Source organism: Streptomyces sp. NPDC021212 (assembly GCF_044332925.1).
In the GTDB taxonomy this organism is placed as follows: Bacteria; Actinomycetota; Actinomycetes; order Streptomycetales; family Streptomycetaceae; genus Streptomyces.
This window is the reverse complement of the sequence record NZ_JBIRPZ010000014.1, coordinates 205,116-227,105: the sequence shown is the minus strand read 5'-3', so window position 1 is coordinate 227,105 and position 21,990 is coordinate 205,116. Positions and strand designations below refer to the sequence as shown.

Annotated in this window: 18 protein-coding genes and 5 pseudogenes; 8 read left to right on the top strand and 15 right to left on the bottom strand. The window is 70.2% G+C overall.

Annotation, left to right across the window (positions count from 1 at the left end):
* The first annotated feature begins 336 nt into the window (after positions 1-336).
* Positions 337-693 (top strand): hypothetical protein, encoded by a 357-nt coding sequence (locus ACH4SI_RS33125; RefSeq protein WP_398302253.1) that lies wholly within the window; start codon positions 337-339, stop codon positions 691-693.
* Here the strand turns inward: ACH4SI_RS33125 and ACH4SI_RS33120 are convergent.
* Complete coding sequence (locus ACH4SI_RS33120; RefSeq protein ID WP_398302251.1) at positions 636-1,433, bottom strand: alpha/beta fold hydrolase; 798 nt, start codon at positions 1,431-1,433, stop codon at positions 636-638. The genes ACH4SI_RS33125 and ACH4SI_RS33120 overlap by 58 nt on opposite strands.
* Positions 1,417-2,406 carry a LysR family transcriptional regulator gene (locus tag ACH4SI_RS33115; protein ID WP_398302249.1) on the bottom strand — a complete coding sequence of 330 codons (990 nt, stop codon included), beginning with the start codon at positions 2,404-2,406 and terminating at the stop codon, positions 1,417-1,419. The genes ACH4SI_RS33120 and ACH4SI_RS33115 overlap by 17 nt, the downstream gene beginning before the upstream one ends.
* 130 nt (positions 2,407-2,536) lie before the next feature.
* Here ACH4SI_RS33115 and ACH4SI_RS33110 point away from each other — a divergent pair.
* The 3 genes and pseudogenes from ACH4SI_RS33110 to ACH4SI_RS33100 all read left to right on the top strand — a co-directional run bounded on the left by ACH4SI_RS33110 (position 2,537) and on the right by ACH4SI_RS33100 (position 5,247).
* Positions 2,537-3,492, top strand: a pseudogene (locus ACH4SI_RS33110) (CaiB/BaiF CoA transferase family protein).
* A gap of 45 nt (positions 3,493-3,537) precedes the next feature.
* Positions 3,538-4,704, top strand: coding sequence for an acyl-CoA dehydrogenase family protein (locus ACH4SI_RS33105; RefSeq protein WP_398302247.1), 1,167 nt, complete (start codon positions 3,538-3,540; stop codon positions 4,702-4,704).
* A gap of 12 nt (positions 4,705-4,716) precedes the next feature.
* Positions 4,717-5,247, top strand: coding sequence for a hypothetical protein (locus ACH4SI_RS33100; RefSeq protein WP_398302311.1), 531 nt, complete (start codon positions 4,717-4,719; stop codon positions 5,245-5,247).
* Here ACH4SI_RS33100 and ACH4SI_RS33095 read toward each other — a convergent pair.
* From ACH4SI_RS33095 to ACH4SI_RS33085, 3 genes and pseudogenes are all read right to left on the bottom strand, one after another.
* Positions 5,242-5,367 (bottom strand): annotated as a pseudogene (locus ACH4SI_RS33095) (MFS transporter); the annotation flags it as partial. The gene ACH4SI_RS33100 and the pseudogene ACH4SI_RS33095 sit on opposite strands and share 6 nt — an antisense overlap.
* A gap of 562 nt (positions 5,368-5,929) precedes the next feature.
* Positions 5,930-6,061 (bottom strand): annotated as a pseudogene (locus ACH4SI_RS33090) (ATP-binding cassette domain-containing protein); the annotation flags it as partial.
* A 208-nt stretch (positions 6,062-6,269) separates the two neighbouring features.
* Entirely contained in the window at positions 6,270-6,983 is a 714-nt protein-coding gene (locus ACH4SI_RS33085) for a TetR/AcrR family transcriptional regulator (RefSeq protein ID WP_398302303.1), read from the bottom strand.
* Between the two features lie 169 nt (positions 6,984-7,152).
* On the opposite strand from ACH4SI_RS33085, the gene ACH4SI_RS33080 reads away from it, so the two are divergent.
* From ACH4SI_RS33080 to ACH4SI_RS33070, 3 genes and pseudogenes are all read left to right on the top strand, one after another.
* Positions 7,153-8,646 (top strand): APC family permease, encoded by a 1,494-nt coding sequence (locus ACH4SI_RS33080; protein ID WP_398302245.1) that lies wholly within the window; start codon positions 7,153-7,155, stop codon positions 8,644-8,646.
* A 75-nt stretch (positions 8,647-8,721) separates the two neighbouring features.
* The gene (locus ACH4SI_RS33075) at positions 8,722-10,377 is read left to right on the top strand and encodes an amidohydrolase (RefSeq protein ID WP_398302243.1); all 1,656 of its coding nucleotides are present in this window, start codon (positions 8,722-8,724) and stop codon (positions 10,375-10,377) included.
* A gap of 173 nt (positions 10,378-10,550) precedes the next feature.
* Positions 10,551-10,889: pseudogene (locus ACH4SI_RS33070) on the top strand (WYL domain-containing protein); the annotation flags it as partial.
* 1,116 nt (positions 10,890-12,005) lie between these two features.
* Here the strand turns inward: ACH4SI_RS33070 and ACH4SI_RS33065 are convergent.
* Positions 12,006-12,299 carry a hypothetical protein gene (locus ACH4SI_RS33065; RefSeq protein ID WP_398302241.1) on the bottom strand — a complete coding sequence of 98 codons (294 nt, stop codon included), beginning with the start codon at positions 12,297-12,299 and terminating at the stop codon, positions 12,006-12,008.
* A 77-nt stretch (positions 12,300-12,376) separates the two neighbouring features.
* Between ACH4SI_RS33065 and ACH4SI_RS33060 the strand changes: the two are divergent.
* Positions 12,377-12,457: pseudogene (locus tag ACH4SI_RS33060) on the top strand (hypothetical protein); the annotation flags it as partial.
* Positions 12,458-12,666: 209 nt separating this feature from the next.
* Here the strand turns inward: ACH4SI_RS33060 and ACH4SI_RS33055 are convergent.
* Genes ACH4SI_RS33055 through ACH4SI_RS33015 form a run of 9 tightly spaced genes read right to left on the bottom strand, consistent with a single transcriptional unit; the run spans position 12,667 to position 21,775 of the window.
* Entirely contained in the window at positions 12,667-12,969 is a 303-nt protein-coding gene (locus tag ACH4SI_RS33055) for an NIPSNAP family protein (protein ID WP_398302239.1), read from the bottom strand.
* On the bottom strand, positions 12,966-14,660 hold the full coding sequence (locus ACH4SI_RS33050; RefSeq protein ID WP_398302237.1) for a bifunctional 3-(3-hydroxy-phenyl)propionate/3-hydroxycinnamic acid hydroxylase: 1,695 nt from the start codon (positions 14,658-14,660) through the stop codon (positions 12,966-12,968). Before ACH4SI_RS33050 ends, ACH4SI_RS33055 begins: the two co-directional genes overlap by 4 nt.
* A complete protein-coding gene (locus ACH4SI_RS33045) occupies positions 14,657-15,523 on the bottom strand; it encodes an alpha/beta fold hydrolase (protein WP_398302235.1) in 867 nt (288 codons plus the stop codon). The genes ACH4SI_RS33050 and ACH4SI_RS33045 overlap by 4 nt, the downstream gene beginning before the upstream one ends.
* Before the next feature lies 1 nt (position 15,524).
* Complete coding sequence (locus ACH4SI_RS33040; RefSeq protein ID WP_398302233.1) at positions 15,525-16,127, bottom strand: amino acid synthesis family protein; 603 nt, start codon at positions 16,125-16,127, stop codon at positions 15,525-15,527.
* A gap of 42 nt (positions 16,128-16,169) precedes the next feature.
* Positions 16,170-16,733 carry a VOC family protein gene (locus ACH4SI_RS33035; protein WP_398302230.1) on the bottom strand — a complete coding sequence of 188 codons (564 nt, stop codon included), beginning with the start codon at positions 16,731-16,733 and terminating at the stop codon, positions 16,170-16,172.
* A complete protein-coding gene (locus tag ACH4SI_RS33030) occupies positions 16,733-17,755 on the bottom strand; it encodes a WD40/YVTN/BNR-like repeat-containing protein (protein ID WP_398302228.1) in 1,023 nt (340 codons plus the stop codon). The genes ACH4SI_RS33035 and ACH4SI_RS33030 overlap by 1 nt, the downstream gene beginning before the upstream one ends.
* Before the next feature lie 45 nt (positions 17,756-17,800).
* A complete protein-coding gene (locus ACH4SI_RS33025) occupies positions 17,801-18,595 on the bottom strand; it encodes an SDR family NAD(P)-dependent oxidoreductase (protein WP_398302226.1) in 795 nt (264 codons plus the stop codon).
* A 22-nt stretch (positions 18,596-18,617) separates the two neighbouring features.
* The gene (locus ACH4SI_RS33020) at positions 18,618-20,168 is read right to left on the bottom strand and encodes an aldehyde dehydrogenase family protein (protein WP_398302224.1); all 1,551 of its coding nucleotides are present in this window, start codon (positions 20,166-20,168) and stop codon (positions 18,618-18,620) included.
* A gap of 11 nt (positions 20,169-20,179) precedes the next feature.
* Positions 20,180-21,775: an acetolactate synthase large subunit gene (locus ACH4SI_RS33015; protein ID WP_398302222.1), complete on the bottom strand. Its 1,596-nt coding sequence runs from the start codon at positions 21,773-21,775 to the stop codon at positions 20,180-20,182.
* Positions 21,776-21,990: the final 215 nt, after the last annotated feature.

Below are 21,990 nucleotides of genomic sequence, written 5' to 3'. Positions count from 1 at the left end.
CCTACGTGTTGTAGGGAGTGTCCGGTGCGGATCGCGCCAGGATGTTTCGGGCGCGTTCCAGTACCGGTCTGTCGACCATGTGGCCGTCGACGGTGGTGACGGATCCTTCGCTGTCCAGGATCGCTCGTGCCCAGCGGAGTTCGCTTTCCGAGGGGGCGAAACCGTCGGCGACCAGGTCGAGCTGGGCTGGGTGGACGCAGAGTTTGCCCGTGTAGCCAAGCCGGCGGGCGTGGGCCGTGTCGGCGGTGAGGGGCGCGGGTCTCGTACGGCGGTGGTGACGCCGTCCACCGGGGAACTGACGCCCGCCGCCGAGGCGAGGACGAGACGGGAGCGGGCGTGGGTCAGGGCGAGGGTGTCGTCGTGCGCGACGCCGAGCTGCGCCGCAAGGTCCACATTGCCGAACGCGGCGCGTACGACGCCCGGCACCCGGCACACCTCATGGGCCCGTTTGATGCCGAGGACGGCGGGGTCCTGCATCGGCAGCGCGGCGCGCTGCCCGCCGAGCCACGCCCCGCTGACGACGGCGACCCGCTCCTCCTCGGTGGTGAGCGCGACGTCGTGGATGACGGGATCCCGCCGCGCCTCCCGGATGGCGTGGGAGTGCCCGGCGTCCGGGAGGGTGCCGGCCTCGGTCCTCAGCCGAGGAACTCGCGGACCAGGGCGTCGGCCTGGTCCCGGCACTCCTCGAAGTAGGCGTGCCGGGCTCCGGGGAAGAGGTGGGTCCGGGTGTCGGGGATGCGGGACGCGAGCAGCGGGACGTTCTCGGGCGGGGTGAGCCGGTCCTGCTCGCCGTGGAGGATCAGCGTGGGTGCGCCGATGGAGGGCAGAGCCTCCCAGGCGTCGTGCTCGTTGCTGGCGATCAGGTGGCCGCGTTTGGCGTGCGCGGGCATGTGGGGGTCGCCGAGGGTGCGGTACGGGCCGGGGTGCCGGGCGAGCCAGCCAGGGCTGTACATCAGGTCGATCAGGGCCTGCCGTGCGGCATCCGGGTCGGGCTGGGCCAGGGCCCGTCGTACCGAGGCGTCGCGTTCGACGGCCTGGCGCCCACCGGGCGAGGTGCACCCCAGGACGAGGCGCCGAACGCGCTCCGGGTGGCGGGCCGCGAGCCACTGGGCGACCCGGCCGCCCATGGAAGTGCCGTACACATCGGCCCGTTCGATGCCCAGGGTGTCGAGGACGGACACCACGTCCTCCGCGAAACGCGGGGTGGAGTAGCCCGATCGCGGTTTGTCGCTCGCGCCGGTGCCGCGGCAGTCCAGCGTGATCGTGCTGTGGGTGCCGTGGAAGTCGTCGCGTATGCCGTCCCACCAGTGATGGTTGTTCGCCTGCCCCGCCAGCAGGAGGAGCGGTCGGCCGGAGCCGCGGCGCTGGTACGCCACCGCGACCCCGTCGTCGGTATGGGCGAAGGCATCGGGGCGTTCAGCGGTGTGTGTCACAGGAGTCCTCGCGGAGAGGGAGCGCGGTGTTGTCCGGTTCGTCCGTCGCGTGCAGTTGGGCGGACGGCCATCGCCCCAGGCAGACGGCCGCATTGATCTGGCGGACCAGCTCCTGTGCGACGATCTCGACGGCCGGCGGCACGCGGCCGTAGCGCGAGGTCGCCAGGACGATCGACCGCCATACGTCGGGCTCGGACAGGGGAGCGGCGCTGAGGGCGCCTTTCGCGATGTCGTCGGCGATGCCGAGGCCGGGCAGGATGGTCCAGCCGTGTCCGGCCAGGACGAGCTGTTTCTGCACGCGCATGGAGTTGGTCTGCACCGTGACGTCCATGGTGTTCCCGGAACGGGACGCCGCGGCGTCGATCAGGGTGCGCAGGGCGTGGCCGGAGGCGGGCATCACCAGGGGGTGCGCCGTCACCTCAGCGAAGGCCACCGGGTGGTCGGCACACAGCCCGGCCGCCGGTGGGGCCACCGCCCACAGGCGCTCCCGCACCAGGGGGCGGGCGTTGAGGGACGGGGTGCTGTCCCGGTTGTACAGCAGGGTCAAGTCCAGGTCGCTGTCGTCGAGCCACTGCTGGAGATGGCCGGAGTAGCCGGTCATCAAGCGCAGCTCCACGCCTGGATGGGCCTGGCCGACGGCCGACACCAGCGGCTCGGCGAGCAGGTCGAGTGTGCTCTCCAGCAGCCCGAGGGTGACGATGCCGGTCACCTCACCGGGGCTGGGCTGTACCTCGGCGCGTGCACGCTCCAGTTCGTTCAGGGCCCGGCGCGCACGGTCGACCATGATCTCGCCCGCCTCGGTGGGCCGCATGCCCTGTCTGGTGCGCTGGAAGAGAGGGGCGCCCAGCTCCTCCTCCAGGGTGCGGATCTGCCGGGTGACGGCGGGCTGCACCAGGTGCAACAGCTCCGCGGCGCGTGTCACGCTGCCCACTTCGGCGACCGTGATGAGCGCCCTGAGTTGCTTGACGTCCATCGACGCTTCCCTTTCCTCACCATCCAGGGTCCGCAGGGCGGCATCACCGATGGTTATTCTACTCGGGACAACATAAGCGCCCATGATGTTACGCCGACCCGGGTCACCCACATCTGCCGGAGGTCAACACATGGCCGAACACACAGCGCCCGCCGATGGCCTGCCGCTGTCGGGCATCACCGTCGTGAGCGGCGAGCAGGCGGTGCGGCACCCTTCGCCACCCGCCAGCTCGCCGATCTGGGAGCGCGGGTGATCAAGGTGGAGCGCCCGGCCGGCGGCGACTTCGCCCGCCGGTACGACACCACGGTGCACGGTAAGTCCAGCTACTTCGTCTGGCTCAACCGCTCGAAGGAATCGGTGACCCCTGGACTTGAAGTCGAAGCAGGGGCGCGGAGTGCTGGAGCAACTCCTGGCGCAAGCTGATGGGTTCGTGCAGAACCTGGCCCCCGGCGCCGCCGCCCGCCTGGGGCTGGGCCGCCGGAGCGCCGGCCGAGCGGTTCCCCTCGCTCATCCCGTGCTCGATCTCCGGCTCCGGCACGAGCGGGCCATGGGCGGACCGTAAGGCGTACGACCTGCTGGTGCAGTGCCAGACCGGCCTCGTCTCGCTGACCGGCAGCGCCGAGGAGGCGGCCCGGGTGGGGGTGTCGATCGCCGACATCGCCGCCGGCATGTACGTCTACAGCGGCATCCTCACCGCCCTGCTCACCAGGGCACCCGGGGCCGCGTCCGGGCCGTCGAGGTCTCGCTGTTCGAGGCGCCGGCCGAGTGGATGGGCCAGCCCGCCTACTACGCGAATGGGCCGCCCGGTGCGAGGGCTTCCTGCGAACCCCCGGTCTGATCGGACACCATCGGCATCGCCAACGCACCGGTCAACGACGTCAAGGGGTTCCTGGAGCATCCCGTGCTGACCGGCCGGGACCGCTGGCGGCAGGTGCGGATCCCCGGATTAGAGGCGGTGTCGTGCCACCCGTGGACCTGGCCGGTGCCACCCCCCGGATGGATGCCGTGCCCTCCCTCGGCGAGCACACCGGACGCATCCTGACCGAGCTGGGCTACGAGCCCGACCGGATCGACGGCGCTGCCTGACCCCTCCGACCCCGACCAAAGACCGCAGCAAGGAGAAGCCCTTTCATGAGCACTCTCGACATCCTGCCGGAAGACGAGCAGTTCATCGTCCGCACGGTGCGCGACTTCGTCGACAGGGACGTCAAGCCGGTTGTGCAGGAGCTGGAGCACACCAACACCTACCCCGAGGCCCTGATCGAGCAGATGAAGGAGCTCGGGATCTTCGGCCTCGCCGTCCCGGAGGAGTACGGCGGCACGCCGGTGTCGACGCCGTGCTACGTCCTCGTCGCCGAGGAACTGGCCCGGGGCTGGATGAGCCTGGCCGGGGCCATGGGCGGGCACACCGTGGTCGCCAAGCTGCTGTTGCACTTCGGCACGGAGGAGCAGAAGCGGCGGTACCTGCCGAGGATGGCCACCGGTGAGGTCAGGGCCACCATGGCCCTGACCGAGCCCGGCGGCGGCTCCGACCTGCAGGCCATGCGCACCGTCGCGCGCAGGGACGACGGAGGGTATGTGGTCAACGGCGCGAAGACCTGGATCACCAACTCCCGCCACTCGCAGCTGATCGCCCTGCTGTGCAAGACGGACCCGCAGGCGTCCCCCGCGCACCAGGGCATCTCCATCCTGCTGGTCGAGCACGGACCGGGGCTCACCGTCTCCCGCGATCTGCCCAAGCTGGGCTACAAGGGCGTGGAGAGCTGCGAGCTGTCCTTCGAGGACCATCGCGCACCGGTGGACGCGCTGCTCGGTGGCGTCGAGGGGGAGGGGTTCGCCCAGATGATGAAGGGTCTGGAGACCGGCCGCCTCCAGGTCGCGGCCCGCGCGCTCGGCGTCGGCCGGGCCGCGCTGGAGGACTCTCTCGCCTACGCGCAGGAGCGCGAGTCGTTCGGCAAGCCGATCTGGAAGCACCAGTCCATCGGCAACTACCTCGCCGACATGGCGACCTCGCTCACGGCGGCCCGGCAGCTCACCCTCCACGCCGCCCGCGAGGCGGACGCGGGCCGCCGCGTGGACATGGAAGCCGGGATGGCCAAGCTGTTCGTCTCAGAGACGGCCATGCAGATCGCCCTCAATGCCGTCCGCGTCCACGGCGGTTACGGCTATTCCACCGAGTTCGACGTGGAGCGCTACTTCCGCGACGCGCCACTGCTGATCGTCGGTGAGGGCACCAATGAGATCCAGCGGAACGTGATCGCGAGCCAACTGGTCAAACGAGGAGGACTCGACGTGTGAACATCGTGGTGTGTGACGTACGTGCCGGTCAACGAGGTCACCGAGGCACGGCGGCCGACGCAGCGACAGTGTTGGTGCACTGCGTGGTGGACGGGGTTTCTGGCAGGAGCGTCGTCGATTTCGGTCAGTGATTCCTTGCCTGTCTCCGGCGCCCATGCCGAGCAGATGAGCCCGCCGAGAGTGAGAACGGCGACGCCGACTCCGGATGCCGCGGACTTCCGTCGGGAAGAGTTCCGGCGGGTAGACGAATTCGAGGTTGACCGCGGCGGCCAATACGAGCGCGAACAGTGCGAAGAGTGCGACGGCGATCACCGGGCCGGCGTCGGCGAAGGCGATGAGGGCTGCGAGCAGGGCCGCAGGGCAGACGTAGAACAGGGCGCCGACGGCGGTGTGTCCACGGTGTTTCGCGGTGATCAGCTCGCGCATGCCGCCCCGCCAGGCCCTGTTGACGTCCGGGCGCGGCAGGATACCGGGGCCGAGGTGGCGCCTGATGATGGCTGCGGCTTCCTCGGTGCGGCCGTACTGGGCGAGCCACGGCGGTGATTCGGGCACACCGAGCCGGAAGTCGAACGTCAGCAGGGCGGGGATCGCGCTGACGGCGAGCATGTACCGCCACGACTCGCCACCGGCCTGGCTGAGCAGGGAGCCGACGAGGTAGGCCACGACGTAGCCGGCGGGCCCAGACCACGGCGAGCAGGCTCATGAGGCGGCCGCGGGACTCCCGGGCCGTGCCGGGTGGGGGGTGGGAGTGCCACAGCGATACGCCGCTGCATCTCCGTGTCACTGCTGGGGGGTCGGCTGCCAGCCCTTGCGGGGGAGGGCCGCCAACAGATTGCGTGTGCAGGGGTGTTCATGCGCGGTCAACACCTGGTCGTCCGGGCCACGGTCGTCTTGCCGGAGCCGAGCCGGACTCGCCGACCACTCCCATCGAGCCGCCGGGCGGCGGGGTCAGGGACACGTCGTCGACGGCCACCCTGTCTCCGGGGAACTCCTTGCGCAGACCGTGGCTTCCAGAAGGGGGAAGGGTCGTCTCGGTCATGAGGTCGCCTCCAGGAGCCTTCCGTCGGCGGTGAGTTCGGCTGCGCGACGGCGTGCGACCAGGGGGGCGTGCGCTTCGAGCCGTGGGCGTTCCGTGCGACGCGCTCTTCGGCGAAGCCGCAGCGGTCGGCGAAGACGCGTCCCGGCCCGGCCTCGAAGGCCGACAGAGGTTTGGGCATCCCCCCTGCCGCGTGGTCACGTCAAGCGCGGTGGTGGGCTCGTCGGCGAACAGCAGCCGGGGTTCGGCGGCCAGGGCCGCGGCGATCATCACCCGTTGGAGCAGACCGCCTGACAACTGGTGCGGATGCCGCCGCAGCCGGGCCGGGCCAGTCGGCGGTGGCCTGCCGGGCACGCTCCTTGTCCTCGGCGGCGACGGCGTCCTCCAGGTCGACGATGACGAGGTCGGCGCCGGAGCCGCATCAGCTCCGGTGCCTGCACCTCCCATCGCGCGCCGCCCCTGCTGTGCTGGCGGCCACCGCCCAGTGCGGGTGACCGGCGGCCCGGTTCCGTCTACGCCTGGGGTGCGCCTACGCCCCCGGGCGGGCGGGGACCTGTGCCGCGAGCGCGGACAGCATCAGTTCGAGGGCGGGCTCGAAGGAGCTTTCCGCCAGCGCGTACAGGTCCTCACGTATGGCGGCCAGCATCGGATAGCTCTCGGCGGAGACCGTCTGATACGCCCGGGTGGACGCCTGGCTGTCGCCCTCCCGTTGGGCGGGGGGCAGCGCGAGAGCGGCCGCGTCCAGGGCGGCGTGACCGAGGACGGTGTCGATGAAGGCCAGATAGAGGCGGAGGGCGCGGGCGGGCTCGAAGCCCGCCCGTACGAGGATGCCGACACCGGTCTCGACCGCCCGGAACTCGTTCTCCCGGCGGGTCACCCGGTACGAGGCCAGCACCGCGGCGCGCGGATGGGCGCGGTAGGCGTCGCGGACCCTCAGGGCCATCTCCCGCAGCGAGGCCACCCAGTCCGGGCCGGGGACAAAGCCGTCCATCGAATCGCCGATAATCCGGTCGGCGACGGCGAGCAGCAGATCGTCAGTGTTGTGGAAGTAGCGGTAGACCGCGCTCGGATCGCAGCCCAGGGCCGCTCCGAGGCGGCGCACGCTGAGCGCCTCCGGGCCGTGCTCGCCGATCAGCCGTAGCGCGCAGTCGACAATCAGCTCGGCGGACAGCAGCGTGCCCGAGCGGGTGGGCCGACGCCGTCTGCGCTGATGAGAGACCCGGTCTCCCGCCGCACCGGTCATGGTGAACCCCTCTCCGCCGCCGTGTCGCTGGTTCGCGTCGTTGTTCATGGCAGTGAAGGGCGCCCGCAGTCTTATGTCAACACCATTGACGCAAGGTGGGTGGCCGTTATTCGATGCGCGGCATCCGTACGGCTCTTCCCCGTCACCTCCCTCAGTGAGGAGCCCCGACATGTCGCATCACCCCGCCGAGCTACGCCGTTCGCTCGGCGTCGTCGACGGCGTCGCCATCGCTGCTTCGAGTACGGCGGCCACCACCAGCATCGCCATCGGCATGGGCACTCTCGCCGCGACCGTCGGGCTCCAGGCCCCCATCCTCCTGCTGCTGGCCTTCCTGCCCATGCTCGGCATCGCCTGCGCGTACGCCCGGCTCAACCGGTCCGAGCCGAACTGCGGCAGCGGCTATGTGTGGGTCGGCACCTCCCTCGGGCCCTGGCCGGGCTTCCTCACCGGCTGGGTCAACATCGTCGGCGTGATCGTCTTCCTGGCGTACACCAGCGCCGTCACCGGCTCAGTGATCATCCAGTTCGCCCGCAAGGCGCATGTCACCAGCGTCGCCGGGATCGCCCTGGACCCGAACTCCACCGCCACGAGCACCGTCATCGGGCTGGTGGTCCTCACCGCCGTGACCGCCATGGCCGTCACCGGGGTGCGCAGCGCCACCCGTCTCCAGGCGGGCCTACTGATCTTCGAATACGCGGTGCTGCTGATCTTCTGCGGCTGGGCCCTGATCACCGGTGAGCACGAGCTGTCGCTGTCGTGGTTCAACCCCTTCGCGATCAAGAGCGGCACGGCGTTCGCCCAGGGCCTGGTTCTGGCGGTGTTCTTCTTCTGGGGCTGGGACGCGGCGTTCAGCCTCACCGAGGAGACGAAGGATGTCGGCAACCCGGCCCGCGGCGGCTTCATCGCCCTCTTCGCCATGCTCGGCCTGTTCGTCTTCGCCTCGGTCGCCTTCCAGCGGGAGATGAGCCTGCCCGAGTTGATCGGGAACGGCCCGCAGGCGCTTCCGTATCTGGGCGCCAAGCTGGCCGCCGAACCCTGGGCCGGTGTGCCCCTGCTCGCCCTGATGTTCTCGGCCGTGGCGTCCGTCCAGTCGTCGGTCATTCCCACCGCCCGCGGGCTGCTGGCCATGGGCCGCGATCGCACGATGGGGCCGGTGTGGACCCGTATCCACCCCCGGTACGGAACGCCGGCCATCGGCACCGTCCTCGTCATGGCCGTCGCGACCACCGTCGCCCTGCTCGCCCTGGCCATCCCCAAGCTGAGCGACATGATCCTGGCGGCCGTGAACTCCATCGGCCTCGTCGTCGCCCTCTATTACGGCCTGACGGCGATCGCCTGCGCCGTACGCTTCCGCTCCACCCTCCGCGCCGGGGCGCGCGAGGCGCTGCTCGCGGTGGGGGTGCCGGCCGCCTCCGGGCTGGCGCTGTTCGCCATCGGCGGTTATCTCGGCTACTCGTATCTGACCGGGACCGACCACTTCGAACTCAGCCCGGACAACGGGTGGTTCATGTTCTCCCTGCCCTGCGCGATCGTGGCCTCCGGCCTGGCCATGGCCGCATGGGCCAAGTACCGGCGGCACTCACCGTACTTCGTCACCGGGCGCGGCACGGATGCGGAGGGGCTGCGGCTGCCGATGGACCACCCTGCCGGGACCGCTTCCTGACCCCTTCGCCTCTCCTCGGGTCATGCCGGCCCCTCCGGCATGACCCGACAACCCTCGATCCCTGGAGCACATCTGATGTCCGACACCACCGCCGATCTCGTCTTCACCGGTGGCCCGGTGCACACCGTCGATCCGGAGCGCGGCCGCGCCACCGCCGTTGCGGTACACGGGGAGCGTGTCATCGCCGTCGGCCGGGAGGAGGTGCACGATCTGATCGGCCCCGGCACCGAGGTGGTGGACCTCGCCGGGCGGCTGCTGCTGCCCGGCTTCCAGGACGCCCATATCCATCCGCTGGGTGCCGGTATCGAACTCGGACAGTGCCATCTCGGGGACTCCACCGACGCGCAGGAGTATCTCCGGAGGGTGGCCGCCTACGCCGATCAGCACCGGGACGCCAGGTGGATCACCGGTGGCGGCTGGTCCCTGGAAGCCTTCCCCGGCGGCACGCCGACGGCCGCTATGCTCGACACGATCGTCCCCGATCGGCCGGTCTATCTGCCCAACCGCGACCACCACGGCGCCTGGGTCAACACCCGCGCCCTCCAGCTCGCGGGAATCGACGCCGGTACCCCCGATCCCGTGGACGGCCGGATCGAGCGGGACGAGCACGGCAACCCCACCGGCATGCTCCAGGAAGGCGCGGCCTCCCTGGTCGGCACGCTGCTGCCCGAGGTCACCCTCGCCGAGCAGACCGCCGCGCTGCTGCGCGCCCAGTCCGTACTGCACGCACTCGGGGTGACCGCCTGGCAGGACGCCATCGTGGGCTCATACGCCAACATGGCCGACCCGACGCCCGCGTACCACGCCGCCCTTGACGACGGCCTGCTCACCGCCCGGGTGGTCGGCGCGATGTGGTGGGACCGGGCGCGCGGCGACGAGCAGATCCCGGAGCTGCTCGCCCGCCGGGAGGCGACCGAGCGCGGCCGGGCGCTGCGCGCCACGACCGTGAAAATCATGCAGGACGGCGTCGCCGAGAACCACACCGCGGCGATGCTCGGCCCCTACCTCACCGGCTGCGGCTGTGCCTCCGACAACTCGGGCATCAGCTTCGTCGATCCGCAGGAGCTGAAGAAGTACGTCACCGCGCTGGACGCACACGGCTTCCAGGTCCACTTCCACGCGCTCGGCGACCGGGCCGTACGGGAGGCGCTGGACGCGGTGGAGGCCGCACGGACCGCGAACGGCCACCGTGACACCCGCCCCCATCTGGCACATCTCCAGGTGGTCCACCCATCCGACATCCCGCGCTTCGCAACGCTCGGCGCCACCGCCAACATCCAGCCCCTGTGGGCCGCGCATGAGCCCCAGATGGACGAGTTGACACTGCCCTTCCTCAGCGTCGAGCGCGGCGGATGGCAATACCCCTTCGGGGGACTGCTACGGGCCGGGGCCACGCTCGCCGCGGGCAGCGACTGGCCGGTCAGCAGCCCGGATCCGCTGGAGGGCATCCATGTCGCGGTCAACCGCCGACTGCCGGACGCCCCGGAGGGGACCGCGCCCTTCCTTCCCGAGCAGCGCCTAGGCCTGGAGGCGGCCATCGCCGCGTACACAGCGGGCAGCGCGTATGTGAACCACGCGGATGACACGGGCACCATCGCCCCCGGCCGCCTCGCCGATCTGGTCGTCCTCGACCGCGACCCCTTCGACGGGCCTGTTGAGGAGATCGCCGACTGCCAGGTGCTCCAGACGTTTGTGGGGGGTGAGCGGGTCCACGCGGCGGCCGACGCGTGATGGGCGCCTTTGACGTCGGTACGTCGACCAGGCCGTGGTGAGGTCGAGTTCCGGATCGCGCAGCGGGCCGCCCAGGTGTCGATGCTCGATCTGCTGGTCCACCCCGCTCCACCCCGCATAGAGGGATGGGCCGTACGCAACGCGGTGGATCTGTGTGACACGGTGGCGGTGCACGGCGGGTTGCGCCCGCCCACCATCTGGCCACCTGGCGTCAACGCTGGTACCTCGTGGCCTGGGACCTCGACCGTGAGGACCGGCGTACCTTCCGCGTCGATCGCATCCACCCCCGCACACCCACCGGCCCCCGCTTCACCCCTCGCGAACTGCCCGGCGGCAACGTCGCCACCTTCATCACCAGCCGATTCCGCGGCAAGGACGGCACCGCCACCGACTGGTCCCGCCTGGGCGAAGTCATCGGCTCATCCCAACTGACCACCGCATTCGCAGACCTCGCCGCCCGCTACGCCCGCGCCGCGGGCACCACAAGATCAGATACCGGTGCGACGCCGTGAGAACGAAATCCACCGCGCCGCGCAAGCCCTTCCAACGCGGCCTGACCTGGGGCCGGTGGGGCGGAAGAACAGCTGGCAGTTGGCCGAGCATGCAGGTCACCGCACTCCCGCCGGGTTGCAGCATTTGCTGAGCCGGGCCTGCTGCAACCCTGACGAGAGAGACGATGCCCTGCAACAACCGGACGCACTGAGAACTGCCAGACAGGCGTCTTCGCCGCCTACGCCTCGCCCAGGGGCCGAGCACTGGCTGTCCCGGTCATTGCATGTCCATCTGCCAGCGGCGTGCAGCGCGGCGACCGGCGTAGCGCACCTTGCGGTTGGCAGCCCTCACCCACCCCTGCCATTCCTTATACGCTGAGCGCTCCTGGGTGCGCGCACAGCATGCCCATGGGGAGGCCATTCCGGTGACGGTGGCCCATCGGCAGCGGGTGCCGGTGTCCTGCCGGGGCGGGTGTGGCGGAAGGTCGCAGGGACCGCGCCGGTGGTCGTGCAGGGGCAGGCCACCGTGCTCGCGGTGGCGTACCCACGATGGTTTCGTCTTGTCCGTGCGGGACATCTCGTTCCTCCGGAACCAGCCGCCCCGGGGTCCCGGGCTCTCCGGGCGGGCGGCTAGTGCAACTGCGTCATCACCATTGCCATCACCTGCTCTGTGCCTGTGCCGAGCAACGTAAGCGTCGGCCTGCTTCTTCCAAGACTAAGGCTGGTCTTCGCGCATTCCCAGGTGGCGTTCCGGTCGGGCGCCGGGATCGAGGTCGCCGCCGCACGGGGTTCACACCGCGCCGGCCAGCCCTGTCCTCCGTTCAACCAGCTGTTGTCTGTGTACATCGGTCTCAGGAACACTGGTTTGGCCGTTGCCTGGTCGGCGTAGTGCTTCTCTTCGCACTCGACCGGGCTGAGATAGCTGAGTCGTTTCTGGTATCCACGGAAGACGTCCCGGATGGCCGACAGCCACGAGGGTCCGCCGAGAAGTCGTGTTTCACCAGGTCCGGGGGCAGGTCAGCGTCTGGGGCACGGCGGGTGAAGCCCTCGCCTGAGCGGGGGCTGATCCCGGCCGGCCGGACTCTCGCATGAGCCGTTCGACTCGCTTTTCTCCCGCGTAACTGCCGCAGTCGCGGCTCACCTCCCCGCCCGCTCCAGCGCCCCGCGCAGCTCCGCCGCGCTCGCGCAGCCGATCTCGGGGTGCTCCCGCAGTGCCGTGTCGATGACCTCCGCGAGGCGTCGTGGGATGGCCGGGTCGCGGCGGCGAATCGGGATCGCCGGTTCCTGCAGGACGACCTGCCAGGGGTCCTTGGCGCGCGGAAACTCGCGCGGGGTCCTCCCGGTCAGCGTGTGGTAGATGCAGGCGGCAAATGCCCAGACGTCCGCGGCGGGGGAGGCCTTGCGGAAGTCGATGACCTGTTGGCGTGGCATGAACATCGGTTTGCCCACTGCGGTGCCGGTGCGTGTCAGCCCGCTCTATCACCGTCGACACGTTGGGCCTGCCCGTGATGATCACGGTGACGCTCGCCGACATCCAAGACCGCGACGCCGCCCGCGACGTGTTCTGGCGGCTGCGTCTCGCCCAGCCGCAGATCACCCAGATCTGGGCCGACCGCGGCTACGCCGGCGAACTCGTGGACTGGGCCCGCGAAACGCCTCTGGCTCACCCGGCGCATCCATGTCCTGGGTGCCACCGCCCAGCCAACCGGCGCATGGGGGCACCCAACTCGCCCGCAATCTGCTCATGGACCTCGGCGACAGAGCCGGGTGCTGCTCGATATGCCACCACTTGGGTTGCCTATGGCATGGCCGGCGTGAGGATCCGGCTTCTCTGGCGAATCAGCAGATCTTTGACCTGGCGGCGGAAGGCGGCGAAGTCGGGGTCGGCGGCGAGCTCGGCGCGCCTGTTGGCGCGGTCTTCGAAGCCGTCGTAGCGCCAGAGGTAGATCAGTGTGTTCAGCTCGCCCACTTCAGTGGCGTAGAAACCGAGCAGGTCGCCGAGGATACGGGTTTGTGGCTCCCTGCCGAATTCGTCCCACAGGCGGGCGTATTGGGCTGCCGTGCCTGGTTTGAGCAGGTACTCGCGTTCTTCGATGATCACGAAGCCCCCCGGGCGGTGGGCAAGGAGCTGAGGCGAGATACGGGCTGGTCCGCGCTGGCCTCCGGATTCACGGACGGCATGAGCAGGCGCTCGAACTCCCCGCTCACGGCGCTGAGTTCGAGAGGTTCGGCCACTGCCGCCAGATAGCGGTCCGGGCGGACTACAGCCACCGTTCCGGGCTGGTCCGCGAACCAGTCGCGCAGGGAGCCGTCGATGTCCTCCACCACGACCGAGTCTGTACCGGAGCGGAGACGCTCGCTGCGGGAGCGGCCGGAGCGGGATTCCACGACGGTGACGTAGCGGGTGCCGATGCGGTCCCAGAAGGCGCGGGATGCGGCATCAAGATGGATCAGCGGGTCAGTGCCATAGCCGAGGAGGGTGAACCAGGTGCCGAGCGCGTCGTCGAGGAGGACGGCGCGGCCGTCGGCGGTTTCGACCTCGGGCTGGATGAGCATCCGGCCCACCGTTGTGTTCTTCGCGGTGGGCCGGCCGCGGTGCAGGACGATGCCCCGGCTGTAGAGCGGCATCGGCTTGAAACGCATTTGGAGGAGCCAGTCGCGCACCGACGGGGCCCAATTGAGGCTCCGGAAGAGAATGTCGCGTGGACGGGCCATCCATGGTCTGGTCGAGGACAGGATCCGGCCGAGGGTGTCGGAGAGGTCCACCATCGCCTTGGCGTGCGTGCGTCGTTCGGTGTCGTAGGTGGACAGGATGCGGGGGTGAGCGCGACCGGTGACCGCCGCGGCGAGTTTCCAGGCCACGTTGGTGGCGTCGCGGATGCCGGTGTTCATGCCCTGCCCTGCCCATGGCGGCATCAGGTGAGCAGCGTCTCCGACGAGACAGATTCGGCCCTCCACGAAGCGGCCCGCCACGCGCGAGTGGTGGGTGTAGACCCTGGCCCTGATGATGTTGAGGGCGGTCGGGTCCGGTACGTGTCCGGTCAGCAGTTCACGCACCTTGTCGGGCCGGAGCATCGCCTCGGCGTCCTCGCCGGGGAAGAGCATGAACTCCCAGCGGCGGTAGTTGTAGGGGAGGTCCAGGCAGACGTAGGGCCGCTTCGGATCGCAGTGCAAGCCGGTATAGGGGGCGTCGAGCGGATCGTTGTCGCATTCGATCACCACCCACTTGTGCGGGTGTGTGTCCCCGGTCAGCGGGATGCCCAGCTGAGTCCGGATCGTGCTGCGTCCGCCGTCGGCCGCTACCGCGTAATCGGCGCGGACGAGGACGTGTTCTCCGTCCGGGCCGGTCAGGTGCAGGCGCACCTCCACGCCGTCCTGTTCCAGGCGGACGAGTTCGTGGCCGTACAGTGACCGGACCCGCGGATAGCGTTCCAGTCCCTTGCGCAGGGTCTGTTCGGCGAGCTGCTGCATGAAGATGTTCCGTCGCGGCCAGCCGAACTCCTTCGTGGCCGGGCGGATGTCGGCGAAGCAGTGACCGTCCGCCGCGAACATTTTCAGGGGCATGTTCTGCAACATGTCGGCGAGCATCTCGTCGGCGAGGCCGATGCCCTGGAAGCTGCGCAGGCTTTCGTCGTCCATGCCCACCGCGCGAGGGTAGTCGACGATGTCCGTGCTGCGGTCGATGAGCAGGGCCTGTACGCCGTAAAACCCCAGGTAGTTGGCGACGGTCACTCCGCAGGGGCCGGCGCCGACGATCGCCACTTGAGTGCGGAGCTCGGTGCGTGTGCTCATGCGGCGGCCTCCAGACTGATCAGGAACTCTTCGAGGTGGTCGTGGAAGGCGCCGGGTGCGTCGTCGTGGACGTAGTGGCCGGCGCCGGGAATCTCCACGGTCCGCACGCGCGGGTTGCGTGTGGACATCTCCGCGGCGGTGGCTGCCGGCAGGAAGTCGGAGGCGCCGCCGCGGACGACCAGGGTCGGGCAGCGCAGCGCCTCGACGCTGGGCCAGAGGTCGACCTGGCGGGCCGGGTCGGCATCGAGGCGGGCCGCCGCGATACCGGCGAGGTCGAACTTCCAGAACCAGCGGCCACACGCGCCCGGCCGCAGCGTGTGACGGATCCGGGACTCCAGCGCCTCGGCAGTGATGGAGGGGCGGATGGTGCGCCAGTACGCGCGGGCGGCGTCCAGCGAGGGGAAAGCGGGGGGCGTCCTGGCGACCTCGCGCTTGATGCGCTCCGCTCCCGCTCCGCTGAGCGACGACCCCGGACCGATGTCCTCGATGACCGCCGCGGTGATCTGCCCGGGGTGGCGGGCGGCATGGACGTACGCCGTGGCGCCGCCCATGGAGTGGCCCAGGATCACGAAGCGGTCCAGGCCCAGCTGGTCGGCGAACTGCTCGAGGTCGGCGACGTACGCCGGTGTGTAGTACTCGCCGTTCGGGTCCCAGTCGCTGTCGCCACGGCCGCGAGCGTCCAGGGCGAGGACCCGGTAGCGGTTCATGAGCCGGGTGGCCAGCGGCTCGAAGGTACGGGCGTAGCTGCGCAGGCCGTGCAGCATCACGATGGCCGGGCTGCGCGGGTCACCCCACTCCACATAATGGGCGCGCAGCCCGTTCAGCGTGATGAAGCGATCGTGGCCGATGATGCTGTCGGTCATTTCAGCGCAGCCCGTCCTGGCCCTGGATCTCGTCGGCCTTGATGCCGCCGAGCCGCGCGTGCAGCCGGCCCCGGGTGGCGAAGGCGAAGATGACGACGACCTCGTCGGGGCTGGGGGTGTCGGTGAAGGTCACCGTGACCGTGTCGTAGTGGGAACGGACGTAGAGCGCGTCCTTGTGCGCCAGCGGTATGTCGATGGCCGCACCCGGGGCACCGCGCTTCCCGGTCGAGGGCACCCAGGACGCGCCGCCGCCGACCGCCTCGCGTACCGGGTCGGCGAACACGGCGGTGAGGAAGGCGTTGCCATGTTCGTACTCACCGTTCGAGCCTACGAGGCACGCCTTGCCGTAGCTCTCGATCGGCCGGCCCGCGGCGGCCTCGGCGATCCGCCGGCCGAACTCCTCGCCGAGCTTGGGCGAGTCGGTGATGATCAGGTCCAGGTCCTCGCTGAACCGGCCGGCGTAGGGATTGTGGACGGCGGCAGCGATGACGATCTTGTGGATCGGTTCGCCGTCGGCGAGCGCGCCGGTCTCGTTGGCGAGGGTGCTCTCGAACTGGGTGTACCACTTGCGGACGTGGTAGGAGGCGAAGTTCGGCGTGCGCATGGGCGTACTCCATGAGGTGATGGCGGGCGGACGGGGGCGTGGTCAACCGTGCAGGGGTTCGACCTCGAACGGCTCGCTCGGGGCGCCGTGGAGGCCGAGGACGCGCTTGCCCTCCTCGTCGTCGGTGACGGTCTCGTGGAAGAACTCGAAGCGGTTGCCGTCCGGATCGGTGAAGTAAAGACCGAAGCCCACCTTGTGGTCGGTGGTCTTGATGACGTGCACGCCCTTGGCGAGGAGCATGCCGTACAGCCGTCGCCACTCGTCCAGGTCACCGGCGACCTCCAGGCCGTAGTGCTGGAGACCGACGCCGCCCGTCGTCGCGCCCTCCTCGGCGCGGATCAGGGCGATGTCGTGATGCTTCACGCCGAAGGACAGGAAGACCCATTGCGGCCCTCGTGCGGTGACCTCCATGCCGAGCACGTCCTGGTACCAGACGGCCGAGGCCTCGGGGTCGCGGACGAACAGAGACAGGTGCGTACGCACCACCCGGGGCTGGATGGTGCGGGACGCGTCGTCGCGCAGTGGCGTCGGCTCCTGGTGTTCCGCCAGGGTCCGTTCATCCGGGTCGATGCCCTGCTTGTCGGGGGTCTTCCGGTGGTCGCTCATCAGCGTCCTTCCGGGGCCGGGGCGGTGGCGGGGGTCCAAGCGACGTCGGTGATCTCGCTGAACTCGCGCCATTCCTTGGTCCAGGTACGTCCCGAGTCGGTGGAGCGGAACAAGTTGCCGTATTTGGTGCCGGCGAATGCGAGCCGTGCGTCGGCGGGGTGCACGCCGAAGGCCCACACGGTCGAGTTCGCGGGGGTGTCGAGAGACGACTCCTGCCAGGTCCGGGCCAGGTCGGTGGAGCGGAAGATCTTCGTCAGGGTGCCCGGCGTGGCGTCGCCGATGCCGAGCAGGAGCTCATCGGTACCGGGGATCTGCTTGACCAGACGGGTGTAGTAGACACCCCACTGCTTTCGGGTGTCGGTACGGGTCCACGTCCGGCCGTCGTCCTGGCTGACGAAGAGCGCGTTCACCACCGCGACCACGATCGTCTTGGGCGGTCCCTGGAGGACGAGGACGCAGTGGATGTCGGAGTTGGTGACGCCCTGCGGGAGGCTCGCGGGGGTGCCGTCGATCCGGGTCCAGCTGTCGCCGCGGTCCCCGCTGCGCCACAGTCCGCCCTCCTCGATGCCGAACCAGAGGTTCTTGGGGTCATGCCGGTCGACGGTGGCGGTGAGGACGCGGGGCTTGCTGACTCCGGCGCAGAACTCCGGTATCTCCGGGGGGAGCCGGTCCCACGTGGTGCCGCCGTCGGTGGTGCGGAAGACCGCGGCGCGGGACGGTGCTCCGGTACCGGTGATGAGGAAGTCGGGGTCGCCCGGGTCGATGGCCAGGGACCAGATCGTCTGGTCGTTCATCGGGGAGTCGACGCGGTGCCAGGTCGCGCCGGCGTCGTCGCTGCGGACGAGGCCCGCGTCGGCGCCCGCGTAGACCACATTCGGCTGCTCGGGGTGGACCGCGAGGCAGCGGACCACGGCGTCGAACTCAATGTCCTGCCCGAGGCCGAGGCGGTACCAGGTGCGGCCGTCGTCGCTGCTGCGCAGCACCCCCTGGCCCGCGGTGGCGACGAGGATGGTTCCTTCCATGGTGGGGCTCCTGTCCGATGTGTGGGGTCCGGTGCGGCGGACGGGTCAGAGGAAGATGCCGCGGGTCAGTCCGCCGTCGATGCCCAGCGACTCCCCGGTGATCGCCGCAGCCCGGGGCGAGGCGAGGAAGCACACGGCCTGGGCGATCTCGGTGGCCTCCAGAATCCGCCGGATCGGGGTGCGGGCGGCGAAGTCGGCCTCGACGGCGGCAGGTGTGGTGCCGCGTTTGGCGGCCTCCTTCTCGTACAGCTCGTGGATGTGCTCGGTTTCCACCACGCCGGGGTGCACGGTGTTGACGGTGATCCCGGACGGGCCGAGCTGGTCGGAGAGGGCCTTGGTCATATGGACGACGGCGAGGTTGCGCAGGCCGGACAGCGCGTGGCTGGAGCGGCCGGTGAGGCCGCCGATGTTGAGGATCCGGCCGTAGCCGTTCGCCTTCATATGCGGCGTGACGGCCTGCGCGCAGCGGAAGTAGCCCACGACCTTGGTGTTGATGTCGGTCAGTAGCAGCTCGGGGTCGGCGTCCTCGATGGAGTTGCGCACCAGGCCGGAGGGGGCGGCAGCGCCGTTGACGAGGATGTCGACGCGCCCCAGCTCGGCGGCGGCCGCGTCCATCATGCGCCGTACGGACGCGGTGTCGGTGGTGTCGGAGGCGAGGGGGATCACCCGGCGGCCGGTTTCGGCTTCCAGCTCCTTGGCGGTCCGTTCCAAGGCGGCCGGTCGGCGCGCGGTGATCACTACATCGGCGCCCTCTCGGGCCAGTTCGCGGGTGACGGCCCTGCCGATGCCGAGGCTGCCACCGGTGACGACGGCTGCTCTGCCGGTGAGTTCCAGATCCATGATGCTCCCAAATGACGAGGTGTCAGGCGAGGTTGACCCAGACGCTCTTGACCTCTGTGTAGAGATCGAGCACCTTGCGTCCCATTTCGCGCCCCCAGCCGGACTGCTTGACGCCGCCGAAAGGAGACGCGGGATCGGTGAGGTTGAAGCAGTTGATCCAGACCGTGCCGGCCTGGAGGTCGTCGGCGATCCGGTGGGCGTGACCGAGGTCGGAGGTCCAGATGCCGGCCGACAGTCCGAAAGGCGAGTCGTTCGCCTTGGCGACGAGGTCGTCCACGTTGTTCCAGCGCATCGTGGCGAGTACCGGGCCGAAGATCTCCTCGCGTACGATCCGCATGCCGTGGTCGGCGTCGGCGAAGACCGTCGGCCGCAGGAAGTAGCCCTCCGCGTAGGGCCCGGCCACCTCGGGCGGTCCGCCGCCGGCCGTCAGCCGTGCGCCCTGCTGCCGTCCGGACGCGATGTAGCCGGTCACCCGCGCGTGATGGTGGGCCGAGACCAGCGGGCCCATCTCGGTGGCGGGGTCGTCCCCCGGCCCGACCACGATCCTCTCGGCGCGTTCGGAGACCGCTTCGAGTACGTCGTCGTACAGCGCGTCGTGCACGTACAGCCGGGATCCGGCGGTGCACACCTGTCCCTGGTTGAAGAAGATCGCCTGGGCGGCGGCCTCCGCGACCGCCTCCGGGTCGGCGTCGGGCAGCACGATGTTGGGTGATTTGCCGCCGAGTTCGAGGGAGACCTTCTTCAGGTTCCCCGCGGCGGCCTGGACGATCGCGCGGCCCGTCTCGGTGGAGCCGGTGAAGGCGATCTTGTCCACGTCGTCGTGCGCGGCGAGGGCCGCCCCCGCGGTCGCACCTCGGCCGGTGACCACGTTGACCACCCCGTCGGGGACTCCGGCTTCGACCAGCAGCTCGGCCAGCCGCAGCGTGGACAGCGGGGTCTCCTCGGCAGGCTTGAGGACGACAGTGCAGCCGGTGGCCAGCGCGGGCGCCAGTTTCCAGCAGGCCATCGACATGGGGAAGTTCCATGGCACGATCAGCCCGACCACCCCGACCGGCTGATGGGTGGTGTAGTTCAGCACCCGCAGTCCGCCGCGTGGCGAGACCGGGATGGTGCTGCCTTCCAGCTTGGTGGGCCACCCTGCGAAGTAGCGGAACAGCTTGACGCTGGTGCCGACGTCGACCGCCCGGGCCACGGAGACCGGCTTGCCGTTGTCGCGGGACTCGAGCAGCGCCAGTTCGTCGGCGTTGGCCTCGATGACGTCGGCGACGTGGTGCAGCAGCCGGCCGCGGTCGAGTGTGCTCAGGCGGCGCCAGGACGGATCGGCGAACGCGCGGCGGGCGGCGGTGACCGCGCGATCGATGTCCTGACCGTCACCGTCGGGGACTTGGGTGAGCACCGAGCCGGTGGCCGGATCGACGGTGTCGAAGACGTGTCCGGAGACCGCTGACTCCCAGACACCGCCGATGAGCATCCTGCGCGGCGCGGACAGGAAGTGCCGCACTCTGCCCTCGGCCGTGGCGGTGGACGTGGTTTCGTCGAGGACGGGCGGTGTGTGCCGGGTGCTGGAGAACACAGGGGTTCCTTTCACAGGACCATCTCGATGAGCTGTGGACCACTCGCGGCCAGGGCACGGTTGAGCGCATGGGCCAGTTCGGTGCCGGTCTCGGCGCGCTGGGCCGGTACGCCGTAGCCCGTGGCGAGGGCCGCCCAGTCCAGTGGCGGGCAGTCCAGGCTCGTCAGGGCGGCGGACGCGGCTCCCACGGCGCTCTGGCCATGGCGATTCAGCTCCGTGCGCAAGATGCCGTACCGGCGGTTGGACGCGATGAGCGTGACCACGGACGCCTGCTCACGAGCCATGGTCCACAGCGCCTGGATCGTGTACTGGGCGCTGCCGTCCGACTGCAGGGCGATCACCTGGCGCTCGGGGGCCGCGATCGCCGCGCCAAGGGCGGCGGGCAGTCCTTGGCCGATCGCTCCGCCGGTGTTGGTCAGCGTGGTGTGGCGGGCGGCCTGTGCCGAGGCGGTGAAGAAGGGGTATCCGCAGGTGCCGCCCTCAACGGAGACGATCGCTCCCTCGGGCAGCAGGGCGGAGACGGTCCGGCCGACCACGGCCGCGGTCAGCGGGCCGGACGGGAGGCCGGTGTCATCAGCGATGTGCGACTGACGGCGCGGCGGTGCGGCCGGAGCGCCGAGCGCGTCCGCCAGGTCCTCCAGCGCCTGCTCGGCGTCGCCGCCCGGCTCGGAGAGCACCCGCACGGTTCCGGGCTCGGCCAGCACACTGGGCAGGCCCGCGTAGCCGAAATAGGCAACCGGCTCCAGGGCCCCGGCGAGGACCACGGTGTGTGCGTCGGCCAGAGCCTTGCACGCCGCTTCGGGGAAATAGGGCAGCCGGTCCAGGGCGGGCAGGTCGCCGCCGCGCTCGGCCGCTGCGGGGAAGGTCTCGCTGTAGAGGGTGGCCCCGGTCGCCTCGGTGATCCGGTGGGCTGCCCGCTGTCCGCGTTCGGTCAGCGCGGAGGCGCCGAGCAGTACGACGGCGGGCATACCGCCGCGCAACCGCTCGGCGATCTGCTCCACCGCCTCCGCGTCGGGCCGCGCCGGGGCAGGGCGCGGCGGTACGGTGGCGAGCGGCGCGTCGATCGTCTCCTGCTGGAAGTCCGCCGGGACGATCAGCGTGGCGCCGCACCCGGGCGGTGTCCGAGAGGCCGTGAGGGCCTCGGCGGTCGCCCGGCTCATCTGCGCGGCGGAGCCGACGGTGCCGACCCAGCCGGAGACAGGGGTCGCCAGCGAGACGATGTCGCTGGTCAGTGGGGCGTCGTAGGGAAGGTGCCAGCTGGCGTGGTCCCCGACGACATTGAGGACGGGGGAGTGGGCCCGACGGGCGTTGTGCAGATTGGCGAGTCCGTTGGCGAGCCCCGGGCCCAGGTGCAGCAGCGTCATCGCCGGCTTTCCGGTGATCCGCGCGTAGCCGTCCGCTGCTCCGGTGCACACGCCCTCGAACAGTCCGAGCACGGGACGTACGGCGGGGACTGCGTCGAGCGCGGTCACCAGCGGCATTTCCGTGGTGCCGGGATTGGCGAAGCAGACCTCGACACCGCCGTCGGCGGCGGTCTCGACCAGCACCCGCGCACCGCTCCTGCCGGCGGTGTCGCCCTCTGGCGCGTCGGTGACGGGATCGGTCATGAGGCGTGACTCCTCTCGTGGATCGCCCGGATCCTCCAGGCAGTGGCACAGGGGCCGGCCGTGGTACGCGGCTGGGGTCCGTCCCGGAGCCCAGGACCAGAGGCCAATACGTGCGCTTAGTGCACACTCGCTGTGCGCTTGATGCACACAGCTTGAGTGGTGTCGGCGTTCCCGTCAAGAGCGAGCCCGCGCATTCCTGAGGCGCGAGCCCTGCC